This window comes from Couchioplanes caeruleus, from assembly GCF_023499255.1.
In the GTDB taxonomy this organism is placed as follows: Bacteria; Actinomycetota; Actinomycetes; order Mycobacteriales; family Micromonosporaceae; genus Actinoplanes; species Actinoplanes caeruleus_A.
In genome coordinates this window covers 1,467,324-1,489,824 of record NZ_CP092183.1, presented here as the reverse complement: position 1 = coordinate 1,489,824, position 22,501 = coordinate 1,467,324, and the positions used below count along the sequence as shown (strand labels likewise).

At 72.1% G+C, this 22,501-nt stretch carries 17 protein-coding genes and 1 pseudogene; 7 read left to right on the top strand and 11 right to left on the bottom strand.

Annotated features, from left to right (window positions below; all coding sequences use genetic code 11):
- Window positions 1–97: 97 nt before the first annotated feature.
- Window positions 98–1,603, top strand: a complete 1,506-nt coding sequence (locus tag COUCH_RS07115) for a GGDEF domain-containing protein (protein WP_249611297.1) — start codon at window positions 98–100, stop codon at window positions 1,601–1,603.
- A gap of 25 nt (window positions 1,604–1,628) precedes the next feature.
- Window positions 1,629–2,975 carry a PQQ-binding-like beta-propeller repeat protein gene (locus tag COUCH_RS07110; RefSeq protein ID WP_249611296.1) on the top strand — a complete coding sequence of 449 codons (1,347 nt, stop codon included), beginning with the start codon at window positions 1,629–1,631 and terminating at the stop codon, window positions 2,973–2,975.
- Here the strand turns inward: COUCH_RS07110 and prfA are convergent.
- Window positions 2,959–4,050, bottom strand: coding sequence for a peptide chain release factor 1 (gene prfA, locus COUCH_RS07105; RefSeq protein WP_249611295.1), 1,092 nt, complete (start codon window positions 4,048–4,050; stop codon window positions 2,959–2,961). The two genes, COUCH_RS07110 and prfA, sit on opposite strands and share 17 nt — an antisense overlap.
- Before the next feature lie 64 nt (window positions 4,051–4,114).
- On the bottom strand, window positions 4,115–4,339 hold the full coding sequence (gene rpmE / locus COUCH_RS07100; RefSeq protein ID WP_249611294.1) for a 50S ribosomal protein L31: 225 nt from the start codon (window positions 4,337–4,339) through the stop codon (window positions 4,115–4,117).
- A 216-nt stretch (window positions 4,340–4,555) separates the two neighbouring features.
- Between rpmE and COUCH_RS38820 the strand changes: the two genes are divergently transcribed.
- Genes COUCH_RS38820 through COUCH_RS07085 form a run of 3 tightly spaced genes read left to right on the top strand, consistent with a single transcriptional unit; the run spans window position 4,556 to window position 7,153 of the window.
- Window positions 4,556–5,617 carry an RNA ligase gene (locus tag COUCH_RS38820; protein WP_275980072.1) on the top strand — a complete coding sequence of 354 codons (1,062 nt, stop codon included), beginning with the start codon at window positions 4,556–4,558 and terminating at the stop codon, window positions 5,615–5,617.
- Between the two features lie 7 nt (window positions 5,618–5,624).
- Entirely contained in the window at window positions 5,625–6,521 is an 897-nt protein-coding gene (locus COUCH_RS07090; protein WP_249611293.1) for an AAA family ATPase, read from the top strand.
- The gene (locus COUCH_RS07085; RefSeq protein ID WP_249611292.1) at window positions 6,521–7,153 is read left to right on the top strand and encodes an RNA ligase family protein; all 633 of its coding nucleotides are present in this window, start codon (window positions 6,521–6,523) and stop codon (window positions 7,151–7,153) included. Before COUCH_RS07090 ends, COUCH_RS07085 begins: the two co-directional genes overlap by 1 nt.
- On the opposite strand, the gene COUCH_RS07080 is transcribed toward COUCH_RS07085, so the two are convergent.
- From COUCH_RS07080 to thrB, 3 genes are all read right to left on the bottom strand, one after another.
- Window positions 7,150–8,304: a nitric oxide synthase oxygenase gene (locus COUCH_RS07080; RefSeq protein ID WP_249611291.1), complete on the bottom strand. Its 1,155-nt coding sequence runs from the start codon at window positions 8,302–8,304 to the stop codon at window positions 7,150–7,152. The two genes, COUCH_RS07085 and COUCH_RS07080, sit on opposite strands and share 4 nt — an antisense overlap.
- A gap of 159 nt (window positions 8,305–8,463) precedes the next feature.
- The gene (gene rho, locus COUCH_RS07075) at window positions 8,464–10,515 is read right to left on the bottom strand and encodes a transcription termination factor Rho (RefSeq protein WP_249611290.1); all 2,052 of its coding nucleotides are present in this window, start codon (window positions 10,513–10,515) and stop codon (window positions 8,464–8,466) included.
- Window positions 10,516–10,816: 301 nt separating this feature from the next.
- Window positions 10,817–11,752, bottom strand: a complete 936-nt coding sequence (gene thrB, locus COUCH_RS07070) for a homoserine kinase (RefSeq protein ID WP_249611289.1) — start codon at window positions 11,750–11,752, stop codon at window positions 10,817–10,819.
- 84 nt (window positions 11,753–11,836) lie between these two features.
- On the opposite strand from thrB, the gene COUCH_RS07065 reads away from it, so the two are divergent.
- A complete protein-coding gene (locus COUCH_RS07065) occupies window positions 11,837–12,289 on the top strand; it encodes a hypothetical protein (protein ID WP_249611288.1) in 453 nt (150 codons plus the stop codon).
- A gap of 407 nt (window positions 12,290–12,696) precedes the next feature.
- Here the strand turns inward: COUCH_RS07065 and COUCH_RS07060 are convergent.
- Both COUCH_RS07060 and COUCH_RS07055 read right to left on the bottom strand, forming a co-directional pair.
- Window positions 12,697–13,905 (bottom strand): annotated as a pseudogene (locus COUCH_RS07060) (MFS transporter); the annotation flags it as partial.
- A 272-nt stretch (window positions 13,906–14,177) separates the two neighbouring features.
- A complete protein-coding gene (locus COUCH_RS07055) occupies window positions 14,178–17,528 on the bottom strand; it encodes an efflux RND transporter permease subunit (protein WP_249611286.1) in 3,351 nt (1,116 codons plus the stop codon).
- Window positions 17,529–17,664: 136 nt separating this feature from the next.
- Here COUCH_RS07055 and COUCH_RS07050 point away from each other — a divergent pair, with 136 nt between their 5' ends.
- Window positions 17,665–18,306 (top strand): MarR family winged helix-turn-helix transcriptional regulator, encoded by a 642-nt coding sequence (locus COUCH_RS07050; RefSeq protein ID WP_249611285.1) that lies wholly within the window; start codon window positions 17,665–17,667, stop codon window positions 18,304–18,306.
- A gap of 9 nt (window positions 18,307–18,315) precedes the next feature.
- Here COUCH_RS07050 and thrC read toward each other — a convergent pair whose 3' ends face one another.
- The 4 genes from thrC to lysA form a co-directional block, all read right to left on the bottom strand.
- Window positions 18,316–19,365 carry a threonine synthase gene (thrC, locus tag COUCH_RS07045; protein WP_249611284.1) on the bottom strand — a complete coding sequence of 350 codons (1,050 nt, stop codon included), beginning with the start codon at window positions 19,363–19,365 and terminating at the stop codon, window positions 18,316–18,318.
- Window positions 19,366–19,433: 68 nt separating this feature from the next.
- Complete coding sequence (locus tag COUCH_RS07040) at window positions 19,434–19,802, bottom strand: VOC family protein (RefSeq protein WP_249611283.1); 369 nt, start codon at window positions 19,800–19,802, stop codon at window positions 19,434–19,436.
- A gap of 2 nt (window positions 19,803–19,804) precedes the next feature.
- The gene (locus COUCH_RS07035; protein ID WP_249611282.1) at window positions 19,805–21,118 is read right to left on the bottom strand and encodes a homoserine dehydrogenase; all 1,314 of its coding nucleotides are present in this window, start codon (window positions 21,116–21,118) and stop codon (window positions 19,805–19,807) included.
- Window positions 21,115–22,500 (bottom strand): diaminopimelate decarboxylase, encoded by a 1,386-nt coding sequence (lysA, locus tag COUCH_RS07030; protein WP_249611281.1) that lies wholly within the window; start codon window positions 22,498–22,500, stop codon window positions 21,115–21,117. Before lysA ends, COUCH_RS07035 begins: the two co-directional genes overlap by 4 nt.
- Between the last annotated feature and the right edge of the window lies 1 nt (window position 22,501).

The following is a 22,501-nucleotide window of genomic DNA, read 5'->3' as shown; positions in this document are numbered from 1 at the left end:
GCATAATCATGGTGCGTCGTCTCGCGACGGTGACCGGCCGGGTCTCCGATCGATGAACGACGCCGGCAGGAGGGGCCTGAATGGCCGTGGCGGTCTCATGACCTGGTTGGACCAGCTACCGGATTGCGTGGACGACCTGCGCCGGGCGGGTGAGCTCCAGCAGGGCGGCCGCTCCGCCGAGGCGCTGACCATCCTCGACAAGGTCCTCGAGGTCACCACCGACCCGCTCACCCGGGCGTACGCGCTGGTCCAGCGGTTCGGCGCGCTCATCAACCTGGGCCGGGTGGCCGAGTTCGCCACCGCCATGACGCTCGCCTCCAACGCGGTGCACGAGACCTCCGACCCGTACCTGCGCGGGCAGATGCACGCCTTCGCCGCGCTCGGCGCCCACCTGCAGAGCGCCCTCGACCGCGGCGTCACCCACCTCGTCCAGGCGTCCCGCGCGCTCGCGGCGGTGCCCGACGGCGACAGCGAGACCGCGTGGGGCTGGCACGACCTCGCCATGGCGTATTCGTACCTCGGCTTCCACGGTCACGCGCTCACCGCGATCGAGCAGGCCCGGCAGGTCGGCGCGGCGGCCGGGCTGGCCCCCGAGGTGTTCGCGGCGCCCGGCATCCGGCTGCGCAACGCGGTCGCCCTCGACCACCAGGGCGACACCGACGGCTGCCTGCGGGTGCTGCGCGACATCGACGCGGAGCTGACCCGCTACGTCGCCACCGGCGCCGAGAACCGGCTGCGCCCCAGCAGCCGCCCGGTCTACGGGTACGCCCTGGCCCGCCGCGCGGCCCTCGGCGAGCAGACCGAGACAGCCGTCGGCGACCTGCTCAGAAGCGGCGGCGACAGCGTCCGCTCCCGGGACCTGCGCCACCTCGCCGGCGTCTGCCTGGACATCGCCGCCGACCGGCCCGCCGAGGCGCTGCGCAAGCTGGACTCGGTGCCGGTCTCCCCCGAGATCCTGGGCCCCGCCGAGCCCGCCCGGCTGCGCAGCATCTGCCTCGCCACCGCCGGCGACCACGAGGCGGCCCACACCGCGGACCGGTACGCGTTCCGCCTCGCCGCCCAGCGCATCGACCGGCTCCGCGACGGCTACCTCGACGGGGTCGCGGCCCGCCTCGACGCCCAGGAGACCCACCGCGACGCCGGCCGCTACGGCGACGAGACCCTCACCGACCCGCTGACCGGCCTGCCCAACCGCCGCCAGCTCGAGCGGTACGTGACCGCCATGCTGGCCCGCGGCGAACGCGCGGCGATCGGCGTCTGCGACCTGATCGGCTTCAGCGCGGTGAACGCACGCCACGGGAGGCACTGCGGCGACCTGGTGCTGCAGCGCATCGCCGGCGTGCTGAACCGCGTGATGCGCCGGGGCGACTTCGTGGCCCGCTTCGCCGGCGACGAGTTCGTCGTGGTGCTGCCCGGCGCCGGCACCGCCCAGGCCGCGGAGGTGTCCCGGCGCATCAGCGCCGCCGCCGCGGGCGAGAATTGGCAGGTCCTGGTCCCCGGCACGCCGATCGGCCTGGCGGCCGGATGGTCCGAGGTGGGGCCCAGCACGCGCAGCCTCAGCGCCGCGCTCGCCGCCGCCGCGGCCAACCGGACCCCCGCCTGAGCTGCGCAACCCCTACGCTTCCGCCATGGGGGTCATCGAGCTCGGACTCGTCACGGACGCCGGCGACCAGCCGCTCGAGACGGTCGCGCGCCCGATCCGGCACGGCGACGTCCGCCGGGTGCTGCTGGCCGCGGTCGCCGTGCTCTGCCTGTTCGGCGTGACGGCCTCCGCGCTGCCCGTCTCGCACGCCCCGCGGCAGCTCTTCACCGTGCCGTTCCGCGACGGCAGCGACGGTTTCACCGTCACCCCGGAAGCCGTGTACGTGCTCAGCTCCCTGGACGGCAGGCTCACCGCGTACGGCAGCCACACCGGCGAGGTCCTCTGGTCCAGCACCGAGCTGGGCGGCGCGTCCTGGGTCGGCGCGGTGGAGTCCGGAGTGATGCTCCTGCCCGCCGACGACGCCACCGTGCAGGTCGAGGACGCCGACGGCGGTCAGATCTTCCGCCAGTTCACCCGCCGTACCGTCGCCGTGGACGCCGCCACCGGCCGGCAGCTGTGGCGGCAGCCGGGCGACTTCTCGGCCTCCGCGGACGGCCTGGTGCTCCTCGCGGAGTGGAACGACGACGGCACCTCCGCGCGGACGCTCCGCGTGGTGCGGCTGCGCGACGGCTCCCCGCTCTGGACCCGTCCGGGCAGCGGCCTGGAGACCTGGGTGTCCGGCGGCGGGCTCGGCGGCGGCTCCGACCGGCTCGTCACGGTCACCGGTACGGGCGCTGCGACGGTGTACGCGCTCGCCGACGGCCGGGAGGTGGCGAGCGGGCGGCTGCCCTGGAGCCGGCAGGACCGCGAGGACGGCACCTACACGAACCTCACCGTCGAGGGGCACACGCTGTACCTGGAGAACGTCGCCGACCAGCGCGGGACGGTCAGCGCGTACGACACCGAGACGCTGCACGAGCTGTGGCGGGTCGGCGAGCGGTCGTACGGCGGCTTCGCCGGCTGCGGTCCGGTCCTGTGCATCAGCACCCCGCAGGGCACCTCCGGCTACGACCGGGCGACCGGCAGGCTGCGCTGGAGCCGGCCCGACGCGGCCAACGTGTTCCCGATGGCCGGCGGCCTGCTCATGGTCGACCGGGAGAACGGCAGCCGGCGCGCGGTGATCGACGCGGGCAGCGGCCGGGACATCGCCGACCTCGGCACCGCGAACCTCGTGTGGGACTTCACCTCGCGGACCGACATGCCGTACCTGCTGGCCCGCACCCAGGAGCCGGCCGGGCGGATGGCCGTCAGCCGGCTGGACGCGCGTACCCATCAGGTGCGGCTGATCGGCACCATCGGCGCGATCTCCGACAACAGCTGTCAGAGCGCCGCGACGATCCTCGCCTGCGTGAGCGCCGGTGACGGGCACCTGGCGGTCACGGACGTCGGCTGATCTCCGTGTCGCCGGCGAGCCGCGCGGCCCGGTCCGCCTCGGCCAGCGCGTCCAGCACGGCGTCCAGCTCACCGCCGAGCACCAGATCCAGGTTGTACGCGGTGTAGCCGATGCGGTGGTCGGTGATCCGGTTCTGCGGGAAGTTGTACGTCCGGATCCGCTCGGAGCGGTCCACCGTGCGTACCTGTGCCTTGCGGGCGTCGGACGCAGCCGCGTCGGCCTGCTCCTGCGCCGCGGCCAGCAGCCGGGCCCGCAGGATGCGCATCGCCTGCTCGCGGTTCTGCAGCTGGCTCTTCTCGTTCTGGCAGCTCACCACGATGCCCGTGGGCAGGTGGGTGATCCGGACCGCGGAGTCGGTCGTGTTGACCGACTGGCCGCCCGGACCGGACGAGCGGAACACGTCCACCCGGATGTCACCCGCGTCGATCTGCACGTCGACGTCCTCGGCCTCCGGCAGCACCAGCACCCCGGCGGCCGACGTGTGGATGCGGCCCTGCGACTCGGTGACCGGCACCCGCTGGACGCGGTGCACGCCACCCTCCCACTTCAGCCGCGACCAGACGCCGTGGCCGCCCTCGGGCATGCCCTTCGTCTTCACCGCGACGGAGACGTCCTTGACGCCGCCCAGGTCCGACTCCTGCGCGTCGATGACCTCGACCGTCCAGCCGCGGCGCTCCGCGTACCGGGTGTACATGCGCAGCAGGTCGCCGGCGAACAGCGCGGACTCCTGCCCGCCCTCGCCGGCCTTGATCTCGACGATGACGTCCTTGGCGTCGTGCGGGTCCCGGGGGATCAGCATCTCGCCGAGCTTCTCCTCCAGCGCGGGCAGCACGGCGGCGACCGCCTCCACCTCACCGGCGAACGAGGGGTCCTCGGCGGCCAGCTCCTTCGCCGCGGCGAGGTCGGCGCGGGCCGCCTCCAGCTCGGCGTGGGCGGCGTTCAGCGGCGCCAGCTCGGCGAAGCGGCGCCCGACCCGGCGCACCAGGGCCTGATCGGCGTGGATGGAGGGGTCCTCCATCTGCTTCTCGAGCTGCGCGTACTCGTCCAGCAGCGTGGTCAGCCGGTCGTTGCTCACAATTCTCCCCACATACCAACGGCGCCCGGCCCCGCAGAGCGGGAACCGGGCGCCGTTGAGGCAGTTACTTCTTCTTGCTCGCGTTGACCTTGGCGTACTTCGCCTGGAACTTGGCGACCCGGCCCGCGGTGTCCAGCACGCGCTGCTTGCCCGTGTAGAACGGGTGGCAGGCGCTGCAGGTCTCGACGCGGATCTCGCCGCCCTTGGCGGTGCTGCGGGTCGTGAACGTGCTGCCGCAGGAGCAGACGACCTCGGTGGACGTGTACTCCGGGTGGATTCCGCTCTTCATGTCTTCTCGGTCCCTCTCGATGAACGGGTCGCCGGGTCGCCGTCAGCACCGTCGCCCCGCCAGGGCGGACGACTCGAGCGTGAACCGGAACCTTTGCTGGCCGATGGACCAGTCTGCCATGCCGTACCCCCTGATCAGAAATCAGGAGGCGTCGACCGGTCCGCCCTGGATAACGTGAGCGCCCCTCCAGGCATTCCCACCAGGAAAGGTTGCGCCATGACGATGCTCGCCGACGTCCTCGACCAGGTCGAACTGACCGCCGCGGTCGACAACGGGCACGTGCGGATGCAGCGTCACCCGTCGCGGCCGTATGTGATCTACAACTACACCGAGGCCTGCCAGTACGCCGGCGCCTGGACCCCGGTGACCCTCGCCTGCCGGGGCCTGATCGCCGCCTCGGACACCGGCGAGGTCCTCGCGCGCCCCTTCACCAAGTTCTTCAACCACACCGAGGGGCGTGCGCCCGCCCTGCGCGCCGAGGCTTCCGTGCGGGTCACGGACAAAGCCGACGGCTCGCTCGGCGTGATCTTCCGGGACGGGGACGGGTACGCCGTCGCGACCCGGGGGTCGTTCGCGTCGGCGCAGGCGCTGCACGCGACCGAGGTGCTGCGTACCCGGTATGCGGGCTTCACGCCGCCGCCCGGCATGACCGTGCTCGTCGAGATCATCTTTCCGGGCAACCGGATCGTGGTCGACTACGGGCCGATGGACGACCTCGTGCTGCTCGGGGCCGTCGACATCGCCACCGGGCGCACGTACGGGCCGGACGCCGTGCCGGGCTGGCCGGGCCCGGTGGTGGAGTCGTTCGCCTACGCGACGCTGGCCGAGGCGCTCGCCGCCCCGCCGCGTGACGGGCGGGAGGGGCTGGTGGTGCACTTCACCGGCACCGACGAGCGCGTCAAGATCAAGTACGCGGAGTACGTCCGGCTGCACCGGCTGGTGACCGGGCTGACCCCCCGTACGGTCTGGGAGGTGCTGGCCACCGGCGGCGAGCTGGACGCGCTGACGGAACCGCTGCCCGACGAGTTCCACGCGTGGGTTCTCGGGGTGGCCGGCGAGCTGACCGCGTCCGTCGACGCCCTCGCCGAGGGCGTGGAGAAGGAGTTCGCGGCGATCGTGGCGGACCTTCCCGGCGGGTGGGGCCGGCGCGAGTTCGCGGCCCGAGCCGTGCGCAGCCCGCACCGGGGCGCGCTGTTCCTGCGCCTCGACGGCAAGGACTACCGTCCCGGCCTGTGGCAGCTCGTCCGGCCGCCGGGCGACGCCATGACACCCAGGTGAGCGAGAGATGACACGACTGCTGATCACCCGGGGGCTGCCCGCCTCCGGCAAGACCACGTTCGCACGCAAGCTGCAGCCGCAGGTCGTCCGGGTCAACCGGGACGACCTGCGACGCATGCTGCACGGGCAACGCCTGTTCACCCAGCGATCCGAGGGCCAGGTGACACACGCTCAGCGGGCGGCCGTCGAGGCGCTGCTGCGCGCGCACGCCGATGTCATCGTCGACGACACCAACCTGCGGGCGAAGACGGTACGGGAGTGGGCGGAGCTCGCGGCCCGCTTCCACGCGACGTTCGAGGTGCACGACTTCACCGACGTGCCGCTGGAGGAGTGCGTACGCCGCGACGCCGAGCGGCCCGAGGAGGAGCGGGTCGGCGCGGACGCGATCCACCGCATGCACGAGCGCTACCTGGCCGGCCGGAACCTGCCGTTGCCGGTGCCGTACGTGTATCCGGGCGGCCCCGGCGTGGTGTACCGGCCCGACCCGGAGCTGCCCCCGGCGGTGCTCGTTGACATCGACGGCACGGTGGCGCTGATGGCCGGGCGCAGTCCGTACGACTGGTCCCGGGTCGGTTCGGACCTGCCCCACCAGGCGGTGATCGACGCGGTCCGGGCGATGCACGCGGCCGGCAACACGATCGTCTTCTGCTCGGGGCGCGACGCGGTGTGCCGGGCGGAGACCGAGGCCTGGCTGGATCTTTACGTGGGGGTGCCGTACGAAGGACTATTCATGCGGCCCGAGGGCGACTCGCGCAAGGACGCGATCGTGAAGCGGGAGATCTTCGACCGGGAGATCCGCGACCGCTGGCGGGTCGTCGGCGTCTTCGACGACCGGCAGCAGGTGGTGCGGATGTGGCGCGCGCTGGGACTGACCGTGTTCCAGGTGGCGGAGGGAGACTTCTGATGAGCGGGCAGGCGGCGAGGTATCCGCGGACTTTCCACCTGCCCGACTCCCCCGGCGCCACCGCGGACGACAAGGTGCAGCAGGACCTGTCCTGGTTGGACGGTGAGCTCGTGGTGACCGAGAAGCTCGACGGCGGGAACCTCACCTTCACCCGGGACGCCATGTACGCACGCTCCCCCGACTCCGGCACACACCCGTGGGACCGGCCGGCGAAGGCACTGTGGGCGATGACGGCGTACCGCATCCCGGACGAGTGGCGGGTCTGCGGCGAGTCGATGTGGGCGCGGCGCAGCATCGCGTACACGGATCTTCCAGGGGTGTTCATCGTCTTCGGCATCTGGGACGAGACCGACACGCTGCTCGGCTGGGACGACACCGTCGACTGGGCGCAACGCCTGGAACTGCCGGTGGTACCGGTCCTCTACCGCGGCGGGAGCTTGAGCGAGGCCCGGGCGGCCTGGGGACGCCGGCACACCCCGGAGACGTCGGAGGGCTTCGTGGTGCGCAGCGCCGGGCGCATCCCGGCCGAGGAGTTCGGCGTCAAGGTCCTGAAATGGGTACGGGCGGACCACGTACGGACCGAAGCCGCGTGGCGCCATCGCGACGACTTCGCGGTGAACGAGTTCGCCTAGTTCTTCGCGTACGGGCAGCCGGTGTCGTCGGGATAGAAGTTCGGCCGCAGGTCCATCTCCTCGTAGTACCGGTGGAAGACCGGGGTGATGCCGCCGGAGACGGGCGGCACGATCCACGTCCAGTCGGCCGGCACCGGGCGGCCCGCCTTCTCCTCGTTGGCCAGGTGCCGGATGAAGCGCTGCGACTCGGTGTGATGATCGGTGATCTTGACGCCCGCCTTCTCGAACGACCACAGCACCGCGCGGTTGAGCTCGACCAGCGCACGGTCCCGCCACAGCGTCGACTCCCGGGCGGTGTCCAGGCCCATCCGGGCGGCCACGGTGGGGATCATGTCGTAGCGGTCGGCGTCGGCGAGGTTCCGCGCCCCGATCTCGCTGCCCATGTACCAGCCGTTGAACGGCGCGAGCGGGTAGTTCACCCCGCCTATGGACAGGCGCATGTTCGCGATGGCCGGTACGGCGTGCCAGCGCAGGCCCAGCTCGGCGAACCAGCCGTACTCGGGGTGGCTCAGCGGCACCTCGAGGATCGCGCGTTCGGGCAGCTCGTAGAGGCGTACGGGCTCCCCCGGCACCTCGATGGCCAGCGGCAGCACGTCGAACGCCTCGCCCTTGCCCTGCCAGCCGAAGCCCTGCATCGCCGAGGTGAACTCGGCCTGCCGCGGGTCGCCCACGTGGCCGCCGTCCTCGGTGCGGTAGCCGGCGTAGCGGATCAGCTGCTCGTTCCAGATCCTGGCGTACGGCTGCCCCGGCTGGGCGGGGGCGAAGATGCTGATGACCGGGCGGATCCGGCCCGTCTCGCGGCCACCGCCGGCGGCCTGGAGGTGGTGCACGAGCAGGGAGAAGATCTCGTCGGCCGTACGGGCGCGCCGCCGGTCGAGGACCACGAGGCTGCGCCAGTAGAGCCGGCCGATGCAGCGGCTCGCGTTGCGCCAGGCCATCCTCGCCCCGTACGTGAGCTCCTCGGTGGTGTGCACGTAGCTGCCGGTCGCCGCGATCTGGGCGCGCACGATGGCGAGCCGGGGCTCGACCGGGCCGAGGCGCGGGTTCTCCAGGTAGCAGCGGCGCAGGAAGTCCTCCGCCTCCCCCGGGTCGACCGGCGCACACCGGTCCCAGGGTTCGGCCGGATGGTCCCGGTAGCCAGGCACGATCATCGAGCGCCCTCCCCCAGATCGAGTAGGTAGTCACGGGAGGTTCGCACGACCCCGTACGGGCCGAACCGCACAGCATGTGCGACAAAAGGGCGGCCACCGCCCGGTGACCGCCCTTTTCGCCGTACTTCGACCCCTACCCAGCCGGGCTGGGAGAGTTACTCACTCCCCGGGGGTGGACTTCGCGATCTGCATGAGGAACTCGATGTTCGTCCGGGACTGCTTGAGCCGGTCGAGCAGGAGGTCCAGCGCCGCCGAGGACTCCAGCGAGCTCAGCACCTTGCGCAGCTTGTGGACGATCGCCAGCTCTTCCTTGCCGAGCAGGATCTCTTCCTTGCGGGTGCCGGACGGGTGGATGTCGATGGCGGGGAACGTCCGCTTGTCGGCGATCTTCCGGTCGAGCTTGAGCTCGGCGTTACCCGTGCCCTTGAACTCCTCGAAGATGACCGTGTCCATCATCGAGCCGGTCTCGACCAGCGCGGTCGCGAGAATGGTCAGCGAGCCGCCGTTCTCGATGTTGCGCGCCGCGCCCAGGAACCGCTTCGGCGGGTAGAGCGCGGTCGAGTCGATACCGCCGGACATGATGCGTCCGGACGCCGGCGCCGCCAGGTTGTACGACCGACCGAGCCGGGTCACCGAGTCGAGCAGCACGACGACGTCGTGGCCGAGCTCGACGAGGCGCTTGGCCCGCTCGATCGCCAGCTCGGCGACCGTGGTGTGGTCCTGCGGCGGCCGGTCGAACGTGGCCGCGATGACCTCGCCCTTGACCGAGCGCTGCATGTCGGTGACCTCTTCGGGCCGCTCGTCGACCAGCACGACCATCAGGTGGCACTCGGGGTTGTTGTGGGTGATCGCGTTCGCGATCGCCTGCAGCACCATCGTCTTACCGGCCTTCGGCGGCGAGACGATCAGGGCACGCTGGCCCTTGCCGATCGGCATCACCAGGTCGATGACGCGGGTGGTGAGGATGTGCGCCTCGGTCTCCAGCCGCAGCCGTTCCTGCGGGTAGAGCGGGGTCAGCTTGTAGAACTCGGGGCGGCGGCGGGCCTCCTCCGGCTCCATCCCGTTGATGGTGTCGAGCCGCACCAGCGGGTTGTACTTGTCCCGCCGCTGGTCGCCACCGCCGTCCCGCGGGGCCGCCCGCACGGCGCCGGTGACCGCGTCGCCGCGGCGCAGGCCGTGCTTCTTGACCTGCGACATCGACACGTACACGTCGTTCGGGCCGGACAGGTAGCCGGTCGTACGCACGAACGCGTAGTTGTCGAGCACGTCCAGGATGCCGGCCACCGGCACCAGCACGTCGTCCTCGTTGACGTGCGGCTCGCGGCCCTCACGGCCACCGCTCTCGCGGCCACCGCCGTCACCGTCACGGTCCCGGCCGCGACGACGGTCCCGGAACCGGCTGCGCCGGCTGCGACGCCCGCCCTCGCCGTTCTCGTTGTCGTCATCGTCGTGGCTGTCGGTGCGCGGGCCACGGTCGTTGCGGTCCCCGCGGTCGTTACGGTCGTTGCGCTCAGCGCGGTCGTTGCGCTCGCCCCGGTCGTTGCGCTCGCTGCGGTCGTTACGCTCGCCCCGGTCGTTCCGGTCGCCACCGTCGCCGCGCTGCTGGTTGCGCTGGCGGTCGCGGTTGCGGTCGCCGCGCTCCGGCCGGTCGCCGCGCTCGGCGGTGTCGGTGCCCTCGGTGCGGGCTTCGCCCTGGTCGCGTGGCTCGCGGTCCTGCCGGTCCTGACGGTCACGGCGGCTGCGACGGCCCTGCTCGGGCTCGGTCTGCTCGGAAGGCGGGGCCTGCTCCGTCACCGGGGCCACGGCGGTCTGCACGACGGCGGGCGGGGAGGCCGGCTGCTGCTGCTCGGCCACGGGGGCCACGGCGGGCTGGGTGCCCACCACGGCCGGGGCGGGCTCGGCACGCACCGGCTCGGCCGGCGGCGTGTCGGCGCGGGGGGCCCCGTTGGTGCGACGCGCCCGAGGGGCGCTCTCGGCAGCGGCCGGTGCGCCGCCGTTCTGCCGCTCCGAGATGGCCGTGATCAGCTCACCTTTGCGCATCCGGGCGGTGCCGGAGATGCCGAGGGACGCGGCGAGGCTCTGCAGCTCGGGCAGCAGCATCGCGGACAGGCCGGTGCCGCCGCGGCGGCGCTTCGTGACAGCCGCGGTGGTGGTGGCGCCGTCATCAGCGACGTCAGAAACACCCGACGTCACGTCGGTGGTGTCGCTCAATGGATTCCTTCCGTCGAAAAAGCCCAAGACCACCCGGGTCTGCAGCAGCCTGGTGGCCGGGTGCCCTCGGAACCCGCTTCGCACCTGCGGCGCGGGAGTTTTGCAGCACGGCAGCTCGACGGTTTCCCGACCCGTCATACGGTGACGAGTAGGTCTCGGCGAGCGCAGCGATCTGGAGACCTGCTGCTCGGCGTGTGCCTTGATGAAGAAGTGAGACGAGCCAGATCGGCAAAAGTCTCGGGGGTGCGCGCCGAACCGCAGAGATCGCTTGCTTCGCGGCTGTGCTAGGTCTTGAGCGTAGTCAACTCTTGCGACCTGCGGCAACAGGGTCCCGCTCGGCGTGTTCCACCATACTCCCTCTGACAAGGGCGCCGTCGGCATCCACGCCCAACGTTTCCGCCCGCCACTGTGTTCCCGGGTGGAAATCCGCAGGTACCGAGGTCAGGGCCAGCACGGTCGGCCCGGCGCCGCTGACCACCGCGGCCACCCCGACGGAACGCAGCGAGGCCACCAGCGACGTCGTGCCGGGCATGGCCTCTGCCCGATATCCCTGATGCAGCCGGTCCTCGGTCGCGGCGAAGAGCAGATCCGGGTCGTGCTGCAACGCGTGCACCAGCAGCGCGGCCCGCCCGGTGTTGAACGCGGCGTCCGCGTGCGGCACGCTCGCCGGCAGCGCTGCCCGCGCCGTCGAGGTCAGGCCCCGTTCCTGCGGAACGAAGACGGTCGGGCGTACGGCGTCAGCGGTCGGCAACCGCACGGCCCGGGCCCCGGCGCCCTCGGTCCACGCGATGGTGAACCCCCCGAGCAGACAGGGCGCGACGTTGTCGGGGTGCCCTTCCAGCCGGGCGGCGATCCGCAGCGCGTCCTCGTCGGTGATCTGCTCCTCGACCAGGCCCCGGGCCAGCTGGACGCCACCGACGATGGCCGCGGAGGACGAACCCAGCCCGCGCGCCTGCGGGATCCGGTTGACGCACTCCACCGCGACCCCGGCGGGCCGGCCGCCCAGCTCGTCGAAGGTGGCGAGCATCGCGCGGACCACCAGGTGGGACTCGTCGGCGGGCAGCTCGCCGGCCCCCTCGCCGGACACCGAGACGGTGAAACGGTCACCGGTGACACGGGCGGACAGGTCGTCGTAGAGGGCGAGGGCCAGGCCGAGCGTGTCGAAGCCCGGCCCGAGGTTGGCGCTGGTGGCCGGCGTCCGGACGCGTACCGGCTCGGAGACGAAGGTCAGGCCCATCGCCACATGCTAGGCCTTGATCATCACCGGCGCGTCACCCCGTTCGCCGCCGGAATGTCGTACGCCTGGTCTACGGTCGCTGCCATGACCGTCGGCTACCTCTTATCGGGCGTCGTCACCCACCTACCGGTCCTGGCCGTCCTCATCGGCGGCCTCGTCCTGGTGGCGACCCGCCGCGCCCGCCTCGGCCGGCGCAGCGCGACCCTGGCCCAGCTCGGACTCGGCGCGCTCCTGCTGGGTCAGATCCTCGACATGATCTGGATCATGTCCCTGCCCCAGATCATCGGCGCGATGGACTACAGCAGCCGGACGTACGGTCTCATGACGCTGGTGGTGGGCATCCTGCTGGCGCTGGTCGTGGCCGCCGGCGTCGGCCTGCTGATCGCGGCCCTGGTGACCCGCTCGCCGGAGGGCCCGGAAGGCCCGTTCGAGTCACCACCGGCCGCCTACCAGGAGCCCCTCAGGTCCCGCAGCTACCGGTCGCCCACCGGCGGTTTCCCACCGCAGGGCGGCCGCGACGTGCGACCGCCGATGTAGGGCCGGGCGCCACGCCGGGATCGCATTCTCTGCTGGCTCAACGGAAACCGAGGCGCGGCCGGGGACGGCATTCGGCGGCGTGGTCGGTATCGGGGCTGGTGACAGGCTCCGCCCCGGAGGGCGACATCCGGATTCGTCGCCGTTGGCCCTCCCGGGGGTCGCCGGCCGGGCGGGATTGCCGGTTGCCGTGGGGCTCAGTCCACGGCGTCCGCGGGCCGGCGTCGCTCGCCGCCGACCGGCCGTTCCGGCGTTGCGACGGTGCCGGGCGAGGGCTCCGGCGGCGCGATGTCGCCGCCCGACGGCGGCCGCCGGCCCTCGGGGCGGAGCGTGCGGTGGCTGCCTTCTCCCGTTGCCGGCTCCTCGGCCCTGGTCTCGGTCTCGGTGTCGGTGTCGGTGTCGGTGTCGGTGTCGGCCAGCGTCAGGTGGCGGGTCGCGATGCGCCAGCCGACCGCGTACAGCAGGGTGATCAGGCCGCAGGCCGCCAGGATGACGCGCTCGTCCACGTGGTCCACGAAGAGCGCCGCCCCGAGCTGGCTGACCGAGATGGCCAGCGTCGCCAGCATCATGTCGGTCGCGAAGACGCGGCCGCGCAGGCGGTCCGGCACCTCGCCCTGCAGCGCGTAGTTCGACAGGACCCAGTTCGTGCCGCCGGCGAAGTGGGCGACGAACACCAGCGCCAGCACGAGGGGGAACCACGGAGCCGCGGCGACGCCGAGGTAGCCGAGGCCGTACAGGCTCATCGACAGCGCCAGGCCAGGCAGGAGCCAGGTGCGGTGGTTCAGGACCGGGCGCATCACGAGGGGGCCGACCAGCGCGCCGGCGCCGCGTACCGCGAAGAGCGCGCCCGCGCCGAGCGAGCCGACACCGTACAGGCCGGCGAGGAGCGGGAAGACCGTGAGGACGCCGTTGCCCAGGCCGACCGCCGACTTCACCGTGACCAGGGCGCGGATGCGGGGGCGGGCGCCGATGTAGCGCAGGGCCTCGATCAGGGCGTGCCAGGTTCGCGGCGGCGGGGCGGAGGCATCCCGGGGCGCCTGCAGCGGGCGGCGGATCAGGGCCGTCAGCCCGGCCGCCGCGGCGAGGCTGGCCGCAGCCGCCGCGAAACTCACGTACGGGCCGAAGGCGCTGCTCACGATGCCGCCGAGCGAGGCGCCGACGATCGTCATCGTGCCCCAGGCGGAGCCGGCCACCGCGTTCGCCGCCGCCAGATCCTCTGGATCGACCACGTTCGGCAGGGCCGCCGACGCCGCCGGGGAGTAGAACGCCTTGGCGACCGCCACCGCCCCGATCGCCACCAGGGCGAGCGGTGCGGTGGCGGACGAGCGCACGAGGAACAGCAGGAGCATGGCGATCAGCGCGGCGACGTTCGCGGCGATGAGGATGGCGCGCCGGTCGAGCCGGTCCGCGACCGTGCCGGTGTACGGCAGCAGCACCGCGTTGATCCCGGTGTCCACGGCGAGCACGAGCGCGCCCCACACGCCGCTGCCGGTGAGCTCGGGCAGGAGCACGAGCAGCGGCACCATGACGAACCAGTCCGAGCCGAAGACGACCAGCTGGGCCGCGAACAGGCGCCGGAAGTCACGGTTACCGGTAAGGACCGAAAGCGGAGATGCCACGTACGCACACAGTACCGGCCGGCCCGCGGCCGATCGAACCGAAGCAGGCCAGGACCTGCAACGGGCCCGCGGTCACGAGAAGCCGGAGCCGGTTCGGACCCCGCGGCCGGCCCGCGGTCACGAGAAGCCGGAGCGGGTCCGTCCCGGGCGGCCGGCCCGCGGTCACGAGAAGCCGGAGCGGGTCCGTCCCGGGTGGCCGGCCCGCGGCGAAAACCGGAGCAGGGCAGAGACCCGGCGGCCGGCTCGGGAGGACCGGCCGCCGGGGTGGATCGTCAGGCCGGCGGCGGGGTGGCGGGACGACGCGGCATCTTCAGGACCTCGAACTGGTCCGTGTAGCCGCGCAGCGCACCCGGCCCTTCGCCCTCGGTGCGCAGCGGGCGGCCCGCCGGCTCGTCCTCCGGGGCCTCGTGCGCGCCGCCGCCGGACTCCGGTGCCGGGGCGTCCGCCGGGATGTCGCCGTCGGGGCCCTCCGCCGCGTGCCGGGGCGTGTCCGTCTCCGCAGAGCCCGGGACCGCCGAGTCCGGGCCCGTCACGGCCGCCTTGCGGGCGCGCTTGCGGTCGCGGCGTTCGCGGCGCTTCAGCTTGGTGTTCTCGACCATCGTGTAGAGGGCCGGTACCAGCACCAGCGTGAGCAGCGTCGAGCTGACCAGGCCGCCGATGACCACGATGGCCAGCGGCTGGGAGATGAAGCCGCCCTCGCCGGTCAGGCCCAGCGCCATCGGCAGCAGCGCGAAGATGGTCGCGATCGCCGTCATGAGGATCGGGCGCAGGCGGTGGCGGCCGCCCTCCACGACCGCCTCCCGGACGCCGAGCCCCGCCATCCGGTAGTGGTTGATCAGGTCCAGCAGCACGATGGCGTTGGTGACCACGATGCCGACCAGCATCAGCACACCGATCAGCGCGGGTACGCCCAGCGGGGTGCCGGTCGCCAGCAGCAGCGCGATCGCGCCGGTCGCCGCGAACGGGATGGAGACCAGCAGCACGAGCGGCTGGATCAGGCTGCGGAACGTCGCGACCATGATGACGAAGACGATCGCGATGGCCGCGAGGACCGCGAGGCCCAGGTCGGCGAACGCGTCGGCCTGGTCCTGGCTGACGCCGCCGATCGAGTACGAGGCACCCGGCGGCAGGGTCAGCCCGTCGAGCCGCTTCGTCAGGTCCTTGGTGGTCGCACCGACGTTGGAGCCGGTGGCCGTGCCGTTGACCGTGGCGCTGCGGTTCCCGTCGATGCGGGTGACCTCCTCGGGCCCGGCGACCTCCTTGACGTCCGCCACCGAGTCGAGGGTGACCACCTGGCCGGTCGGCGTGGTCAGCGGCAGCTTGCGCAGGGCGTCGGCGCTGCCGGGCGCCGCACCGAAGGTGACCACGACGTCGCGGCTCGCGCCGTCGACCGTGATCTTGCCGGCCGGGGCGGCCCGGAACGAACCGGCGACGGCCTGTCCGACCGCGGCCTCGGTGAGCCCGCGGCGGGCGGCGGCCTGCCGGTCGACCTGCACGTCGAGGCGCGGCACGCTGGCGGCCAGGGTGGTGCTCACGTCGGTGACGTTCGCGGTGCCGGCCATCGCGTCCTGGACCTGCTTGGTCGCGGTGGCGAGGGCGACCTGGTCGGCGGCCTGTACGACGACCGACAGCTGGCTGGCGTTGAAGCCCGTGCCGTTGTCGCCGCCGACGGTCACCTCACCGACGTCGGTCATGCCCTTGAACTGCTCACGCAGCTCGTCGGAGACCTTCTCCGCGTCGGCGTCCTTCGCGAGCGCCACGGTGAAGCTCGCGCCGCTGGCCCCGCCGGAGCCGACGAACGGGTTGAACTCGCCGTTGCCGACCGTCACCTGGTAGGTCTCGACGTCGTCGCGGGCGGCGAGCAGCGCCTCGACCTTCTTGGCGGCCTCGTTCGTCGCGGCGAGGCTCGTGCCGACGGGCAGGTCCTGGCTGACCTGGATGGTGTCCTGGCCGGATTCGTCGAGGAAGTTGGTCTCGAGCCGGCTCGCCAGCCCCAGCGTCCCGAGCAGCACCACGACGCCGATCGCGACGGTGGACCAGCGGGTGGGGCGGCTGCGGGTCGCCCAGCGGATGATCGGAAGGTACGCCCGCTGCAGCGGGCTGCGCAGCTCCTTCTCCTCGGCGGCCCGGCGGACCTCCTCGGACTCGCTGCCGCCGGCGGCGGGACGCAGGAACCAGTACGCGAGCACGGGTACGACGGTCAGCGCCACGAAGAGCGAGGCGACGAGCGCCACGGTGACGGTGATGGCGAACGGCGCGAACAGCTGCCCGACGAAGCCGCCGACGAGCGCGATCGGGGCGAACACGGCGACCGTGGTCAGCGTGGAGGCGGTCACCGCGCCGGCGACCTCCTTCACGCCGGACATGATGGCGTGCACCTTGGCCTCGCCGTACCCGAGATGGCGTTTGATGTTCTCGAGCACCACGATCGAGTCGTCGACGACGCGGCCGACGGCGATGGTCAGCGCGCCCAGGGTGAGCAGGTTGAGCGAGTAGTCGCCGATCCACAGCCCGATGAGCGCGATGAGCACCGACAGCGGGATCGACACCGCGGTGACGACCGTGGAGCGGACGGAGAGCAGGAAGACCAAGATCACGATCACGGCCATGATCAGGCCGAGCAGTCCCTCGGTGGTCAGGCTCTCGATCGAGCGCTCGACGAACGGCGCCTGGTCGGTGATGACGGTCAGCTTCGCGCCGGAGGTGCCTTCCAGCTCGGCGAGCTTGTCGCGCACCTCGTGGGAGATGGCCACGGCGTTGCCGTCGGGCGCGGCGGTGACGGCGATGCCGAGGCTCTCGACGCCGTCCGTACGCGTGAACGAGGTGGCCGTGGCGAGCTGGCTGGTGACCGAGGCGACGTCGCCGAGCCGGACCGGCCCGCGCGCGCCGGTGAGGTACAGGTTCTGCAGCTGCTCGACCGAATTGATCGGGCTGCCCACCTGCACGCTGAGCGACCGCCCGTCGTCGGTGATCGCGCCGGCCGGGACGGAGATGCCGTTGTTCTGCAGCAGCGTGGTGATCGCCCGCGGGTCGGCGCCGGCGGCGCGCAGCTTGACGAGGTCGGGCTTGATCACGACCTGTTCGGAGCGGGTGCCGGTGACCTGCACGTCCCGGACGCCCTCGATGGCGTTGAGCTCGGGGACGACGTCCTGCTCGAGGCGCTGGGCCAGGTCGGACTGGCCGGAGCCGCCGGTCGCGGCGAGCACGATCGCCGGGATGTCGTCGGTGCCGCCGGCGAAGATGGTCGGCTTCACGTCGTCGGGCAGCGTCGGCTGGATCCGGTTGACCGAGGTGGTGAGCTGGTTGATCGCGTTGTCGAGGTCGGTGCCGAACTCGTACTGCACGATGATCGTGGCCGAGCCCTCACGGGTCGTCGACTGGATGGTGTCCAGGCCGTCGGCGCCCTTGACGGCGTCCTCGATCGGCTTGGTGACCTGCTCCTCCATGATCTCGGGACTGGCGCCCGGCAGGACCACGCCGATGAACGCGCCCGGGAACTCCAGTGAGGGCAGGAGCTGCTGCTTCAGCGACGGGATGGTGTACACGCCGAAGCCGGTGATCACCACCGCGATGAGGGCGACGAGCCCTCTGTTGGCGAGACTGAGCCTGGTCAGGAATGACATGTGCTCCCCCGAGAAAGTTCGGCCAAGGCATATAGTTTGCCCGACGCGAACAAATGGTTTTCGCCGGGGTCCGCTGGTAACGTCCCGTCACGCGACGGACGCCGACCGGCCATCGGCGCGCTACACAGGAGGTGCGGTGGCCGAGAACGAACGACTCATCGCGGACATCATGCACGCCCAGCAGCAGCTGCAGCACCTGTTCGCGTACGACCGCTCGGACCCGCTCTTCAGCAGCCAGCTCACCATGCCGCAGCTCAAGATCCTGCTGTTGCTGCACCGGCTCGGCGACACCTCGGGCCGCGAACTGGCGGGCCTGCTGGGGGTCAGCCTGGCGACGCTCAGCGGCATGGTGGACCGGCTCGTGACGAACGACCTGGTCACCCGCGCGGAGGACCCGCACGACCGCCGCGTCCGGCGGATCCGGCTGAGCACCACCGGCACCGAGATGATCTCCCGGATCATCACCGCGGGCACCGAGAAGCAGACCCGGCTGCTGCGCAAGCTCACCGACGCCGAGCTGCGCACGGTGCGGGACGCGATGCAGGCGATGGTCCGCGCCGCCACCGAGGACGCGGCCGGCACCGAGGCCGGCGACCCGGCGGAGAACGCAGCACGCAGAGTGACCGACGCGGTGGCCGCAGAGGCCGTGGAGAGCGTAGCCGCCGACGTGGCCGAAGCCGTGGCCGCCGAGATGGCCGACGCTGCGGCCGCCGATGTGGCTGACGAGGTCGCCGGGGCCGGGGAGACGACCGCTCCCGGACGCGCGGGCCGGGCCTGACCGGGCGGGTCAGGTCAGGTCGAGGGCCCGGGCGGCGGCGAGGACGTCGTTCTTGATGGTGGTGGGCGACGGCGCGGTGGAGATGGCCCATTCCGGGTCCTTGAGGCCGTGGCCGGTCACCGTGCAGACGACCGTCGCGCCGGCCGGGATCATGCCCGCCTCCGCCTGCTGGAGCAGGCCCGCCACGCTCGCCGCGCTGCCCAGCTCGACGAACACGCCGACCTCGCGGGCGAGCAGCCGGTAGGCCGTGAGGATCTCCCGGTCCGTCACCGCGGAGATCAGGCCGCCCGAGGCGTCCCGGGCGTCGAGCGCCTTGGTCCAGCTCGCCGGGTTGCCGATGCGGATGGCGGTGGCGATGGTGGACGGCTCCGGCACGACCTTGCCGTTGACGATCGGGGCGGCCCCGGAGGCCTGGAAGCCGTACATCTTCGGCAGGACCTTGGAGTTTCCGGCCTCGTGGTCCTCCTGGTAGCCCATCCAGTACGCGGAGATGTTGCCCGCGTTGCCGACCGGGAGGCAGTGGATGTCGGGGGCGCCGCCGAGCGCCTCGACGATCTCGAAGGCGGCCGTCTTCTGGCCGTGCAGGCGGAAGATGTTGACCGAGTTGACCAGCGACACCGGGAAGTCCTGGGACAGCTTCGAGGCGAGCGCGAGGCAGTCGTCGAAGTTGCCGTTGACCTGCAGCAGCTTGGCGCCGTGGACCAGCGCCTGGGCCAGCTTGCCGAGCGCGATCTTGCCCTGGGGCACGAGCACCGCACAGGTCAGCCCGGCACGGGCCGCGTACGCGGCGGCCGAGGCGCTGGTGTTGCCGGTGGAGGCGCAGATGATCGCCTTGGAGCCCTCCTCCACCGCCTTGGACACGGCCATCGTCATGCCGCGGTCCTTGAAGGAGCCGGTCGGGTTGGCGCCCTCGACCTTGAGGTAGACGTCCGCGCCGGTGCGCCGGGAGAGCACCGGGGCCGGCACGAGCGGCGTGTTGCCCTCGTGCAGCGTGACCACCGGGGTGGCCTCCGAGACCGGGAGCCGGTCACGGTACGCCTCGATCAATCCCCGCCACATGGCCTTTTCCTCTCGCTGGGGTCGCTCAAGGATGCACCAGCCTGCCGAATGGCGAGACCAGGCATCCACTATACGGGACCGTGGGACACGGCCTCCACGTTGTTGCCGTCCGGGTCGCGCACGAACGCGCCGTAGTAGTTCTCGTGGTATTCCGGGTGGACGGCCGGCTCGTGCAGCACCTCGGCGCCGGCCTCGACGGCGGCGGCGAAGAACGCGTCGACGGCCGCCCGGTCCGCCGCCTTGAACGCGATGTGCGACTCGCGGAAGCCGTTGCCCGACGTGAGCTCGCTGATCCAGAAGTCCGGGAAGTCGCCGCCGTACCCCATCGCGACCTTGTGGTCGGCGAGCCGGCGCAGGCCCAGCGGGGCCAGCACCTTGTCGTAGAAGGCCGCACTCGCGGCCATGTCCGCGCACTGGAAACCGACGTGGTCGAGCATGCTCAGACTCCCCCCTCGACGCGCAGCACGCTGGCGATCGATCGGACGATGTCCAGCGAGCGCAGATCCTCCACGGTGGCCGCGAGGTTGGCATCGGGCGCGCCGTGCGTGACGATGACCAGCGTCGCGTCCTCGTCGCGGCCGGACTGCCGGACCGTCGCGATCGAGACCTCGTGCTTGGCGAAGACGCCGGCGACGGTGGCGAGCACGCCCTGCCGGTCGGCCACGTCGAGGCTGATGTGATACCGGGTCACCGCCTCGCCGATCGGGCGGATCGGCAGGTGGGCGTACGCGCTCTCGCTCGGCGCGCGGGTGCCCGCGAGGCGGTTGCGAGCCGCCGCCACGATGTCACCCAGGACGGCGCTGGCGGTGGGCGTACCCCCGGCTCCCCGGCCGTAGAACATCAGCTGCCCCGCGGCCTCGGCCTCGACGAAGACCGCGTTGAACGCGTCGCCCACGCTCGCCAGCGGGTGGCTGCGCGGGATCATCGCCGGGTGCACGCGCACGCTGACCGACTCCTGGCCGGTCGAGTCCGGCCCGCGCTCGGCGATGCAGAGCAGCTTGATCGTGCAGCCCATCTCCTTGGCGCTGGCCACGTCGGCGGCCGTCACGCCGGTCATGCCCTCGCGGAAGACGTCTGCCGCGGTCACCCGGGTGTGGAACGCGAGCGAGGCCAGGATCGCGGCCTTCGCGGCGGCGTCGAAACCCTCCACGTCGGCGGTCGGGTCGGCTTCGGCGTACCCGAGGTCGGTGGCCTCCTCCAGCGCCTCGCCGAAACCGGCCCCCGTGGCGTCCATCGACGACAGGATGAAATTGGTCGTGCCGTTGACGATGCCGGTGACCCGGGTGACACGGTCGCCGTGCAGCGACTCGCGCAGCGGGCGCAGCAGCGGGATCGCACCCGCGACGGAGGCCTCGTAGTAGAGGTCGGCGTCGCCCCGGGTGGCGGCGTCGTGCAGCGTCGCGCCGTCCTCGGCGAGCAGGGCCTTGTTGGCCGTCACGACGCTCTTGCCGGCGCCGAGCGCCTCGGTCAGCCAGGTGCGGGACGGCTCGATGCCGCCGACGACCTCGATCACCACGTCGACGTCGTCCCGCTTGACCAGGCCGAGCGCGTCCGTGGTGAACAGTCCCGGATCGACCGGCAGGTCACCACGCCGGCGGCCGGGCCGGCGCACGGCGATGCCGACGAGCTCCAGCGGCGCCCCGATCCGCGCCGTCAGGTCCTCCGCCTGATCGTGGAGCAGGCGGACGACCTCGCTGCCGACCGTGCCGCAACCGAGCAGGGCCAGGCGAACCGCAGGCTTACCAGAACTCATCCCACATCCAATGCGAGCAGATCTTCTTCGGTCTCCCGGCGCACGATCACCCGCGAGGCGCCGTCACGGACGGCGACGACCGGCGGCCGGGGCACGTGGTTGTAGTTACTGGCCATGCTGCGGCAGTACGCGCCCGTGCCGGGCACGGCGAGAAGATCTCCGGGCTGCACGTCGGCGGGCAGGAATTCATCCTTCACGACGATGTCCCCGGATTCACAATGCTTTCCCACGACGCGGGCGAGCATGGGCGGCGCCTCCGAGGCCCGGCCCGCCACCGTGGCCGAGTACGACGCGTCGTAGAGCGCCGTACGGATGTTGTCGCTCATCCCGCCGTCGACGCTCACGTACGTGCGGATGCCGTCGACGTTCTTGACCGTGCCGACCTCGTACAGGGTGAGCACGGCCGGCCCCACGACGGCCCGTCCGGGCTCGATCGAGAGCTTGGGCCGGCGCAGCTTCTCGGCGGCGCACTCGGCGTCGACGATCTTGTTGATCCGCTTGGCCAGGTCGCCGGCGGACGACGGGTCGTCCTGGGTCGTGTACGCGATGCCGAACCCGCCGCCGAGGTCCAGCTCGGCCAGCTCGACGCCGCGCGCGTCCCGGATCTGCGCCTGCAGCTGCAGCACGCGCCGGGCGGAGACCTCGAACCCGGAGGTGTCGAAGATCTGCGAGCCGATGTGCGAGTGCAGGCCCCGCAGGTCGAGCACGCCCTCGTCGAGCACCCGGACCGCGGCCTCGAACGCCGCCCCGCCGGCCAGCGAGAAACCGAACTTCTGGTCCTCGTGCGCGGTCGCGATGAACTCGTGGGTGTGCGCCTCGACGCCGACCGTCACCCGGATCAGGACCGCCGGACGCTTGCCGGCCTCCTGCGCGAGCGCGGTGAGCCGGTCGATCTCCTGGAACGAGTCGAGGATGATCCGCCCCACCCCGGCGTCCAGCGCCCGGCGCAGCTCGGAGACCGACTTGTTGTTGCCGTGGAAGCCCATCCGCTCGGGCGGGAAGCCGGCGGCCAGCGCGACCGCGAGCTCACCGCCGGAGCACACGTCGAGGAAGAGCCCCTCCTCGTCGACCACCTTCACCACGGCCTTGCACAAGAACGACTTGCCCGCGTAGTAGACGTCCGCGTCGGCGAAGGCGGCCGCGAAATCGCGGCACCGCGACCGCAGGTCGTCCTCGTCCAACAGGTACGCCGGGGTGCCGTGCTCCGCCGCCAGGTCGAGGACGCTCACGCCGCCGATCTCCAGGGCGCCCGCTTCCGTACGGCTGACCGTACGCGGCCACAACTGCGGCACGAGCGCGTTCACGTCCTCGGGGCTACGCAGCCACGCCGGCCCTCGGTTGCCGAGGTCGCCGTGCAGCGCCCCGGCCTCATGTGCCCGCATG

Coding starts and splice junctions, on each gene's coding strand:
- COUCH_RS07085 (WP_249611292.1), top strand. CDS start 6,521: ATGAGCGGGCAGGCGGCGAGGTATCCGCGGACTTTCCACCTGCCCGAC.
- COUCH_RS07090 (WP_249611293.1), top strand. CDS start 5,625: ATGACACGACTGCTGATCACCCGGGGGCTGCCCGCCTCCGGCAAGACC.
- COUCH_RS07065 (WP_249611288.1), top strand. CDS start 11,837: ATGACCGTCGGCTACCTCTTATCGGGCGTCGTCACCCACCTACCGGTC.
- COUCH_RS07040 (WP_249611283.1), bottom strand. CDS start 19,802: ATGCTCGACCACGTCGGTTTCCAGTGCGCGGACATGGCCGCGAGTGCG.
- thrB (WP_249611289.1), bottom strand. CDS start 11,752: ATGGGCCTGACCTTCGTCTCCGAGCCGGTACGCGTCCGGACGCCGGCC.
- rpmE (WP_249611294.1), bottom strand. CDS start 4,339: ATGAAGAGCGGAATCCACCCGGAGTACACGTCCACCGAGGTCGTCTGC.
- COUCH_RS07035 (WP_249611282.1), bottom strand. CDS start 21,118: ATGAGTTCTGGTAAGCCTGCGGTTCGCCTGGCCCTGCTCGGTTGCGGC.
- lysA (WP_249611281.1), bottom strand. CDS start 22,500: ATGCGGGCACATGAGGCCGGGGCGCTGCACGGCGACCTCGGCAACCGA.
- COUCH_RS07115 (WP_249611297.1), top strand. CDS start 98: ATGACCTGGTTGGACCAGCTACCGGATTGCGTGGACGACCTGCGCCGG.
- thrC (WP_249611284.1), bottom strand. CDS start 19,365: ATGTGGCGGGGATTGATCGAGGCGTACCGTGACCGGCTCCCGGTCTCG.
- COUCH_RS07110 (WP_249611296.1), top strand. CDS start 1,629: ATGGGGGTCATCGAGCTCGGACTCGTCACGGACGCCGGCGACCAGCCG.
- COUCH_RS07080 (WP_249611291.1), bottom strand. CDS start 8,304: ATGATCGTGCCTGGCTACCGGGACCATCCGGCCGAACCCTGGGACCGG.
- COUCH_RS07055 (WP_249611286.1), bottom strand. CDS start 17,528: ATGTCATTCCTGACCAGGCTCAGTCTCGCCAACAGAGGGCTCGTCGCC.
- COUCH_RS38820 (WP_275980072.1), top strand. CDS start 4,556: ATGACGATGCTCGCCGACGTCCTCGACCAGGTCGAACTGACCGCCGCG.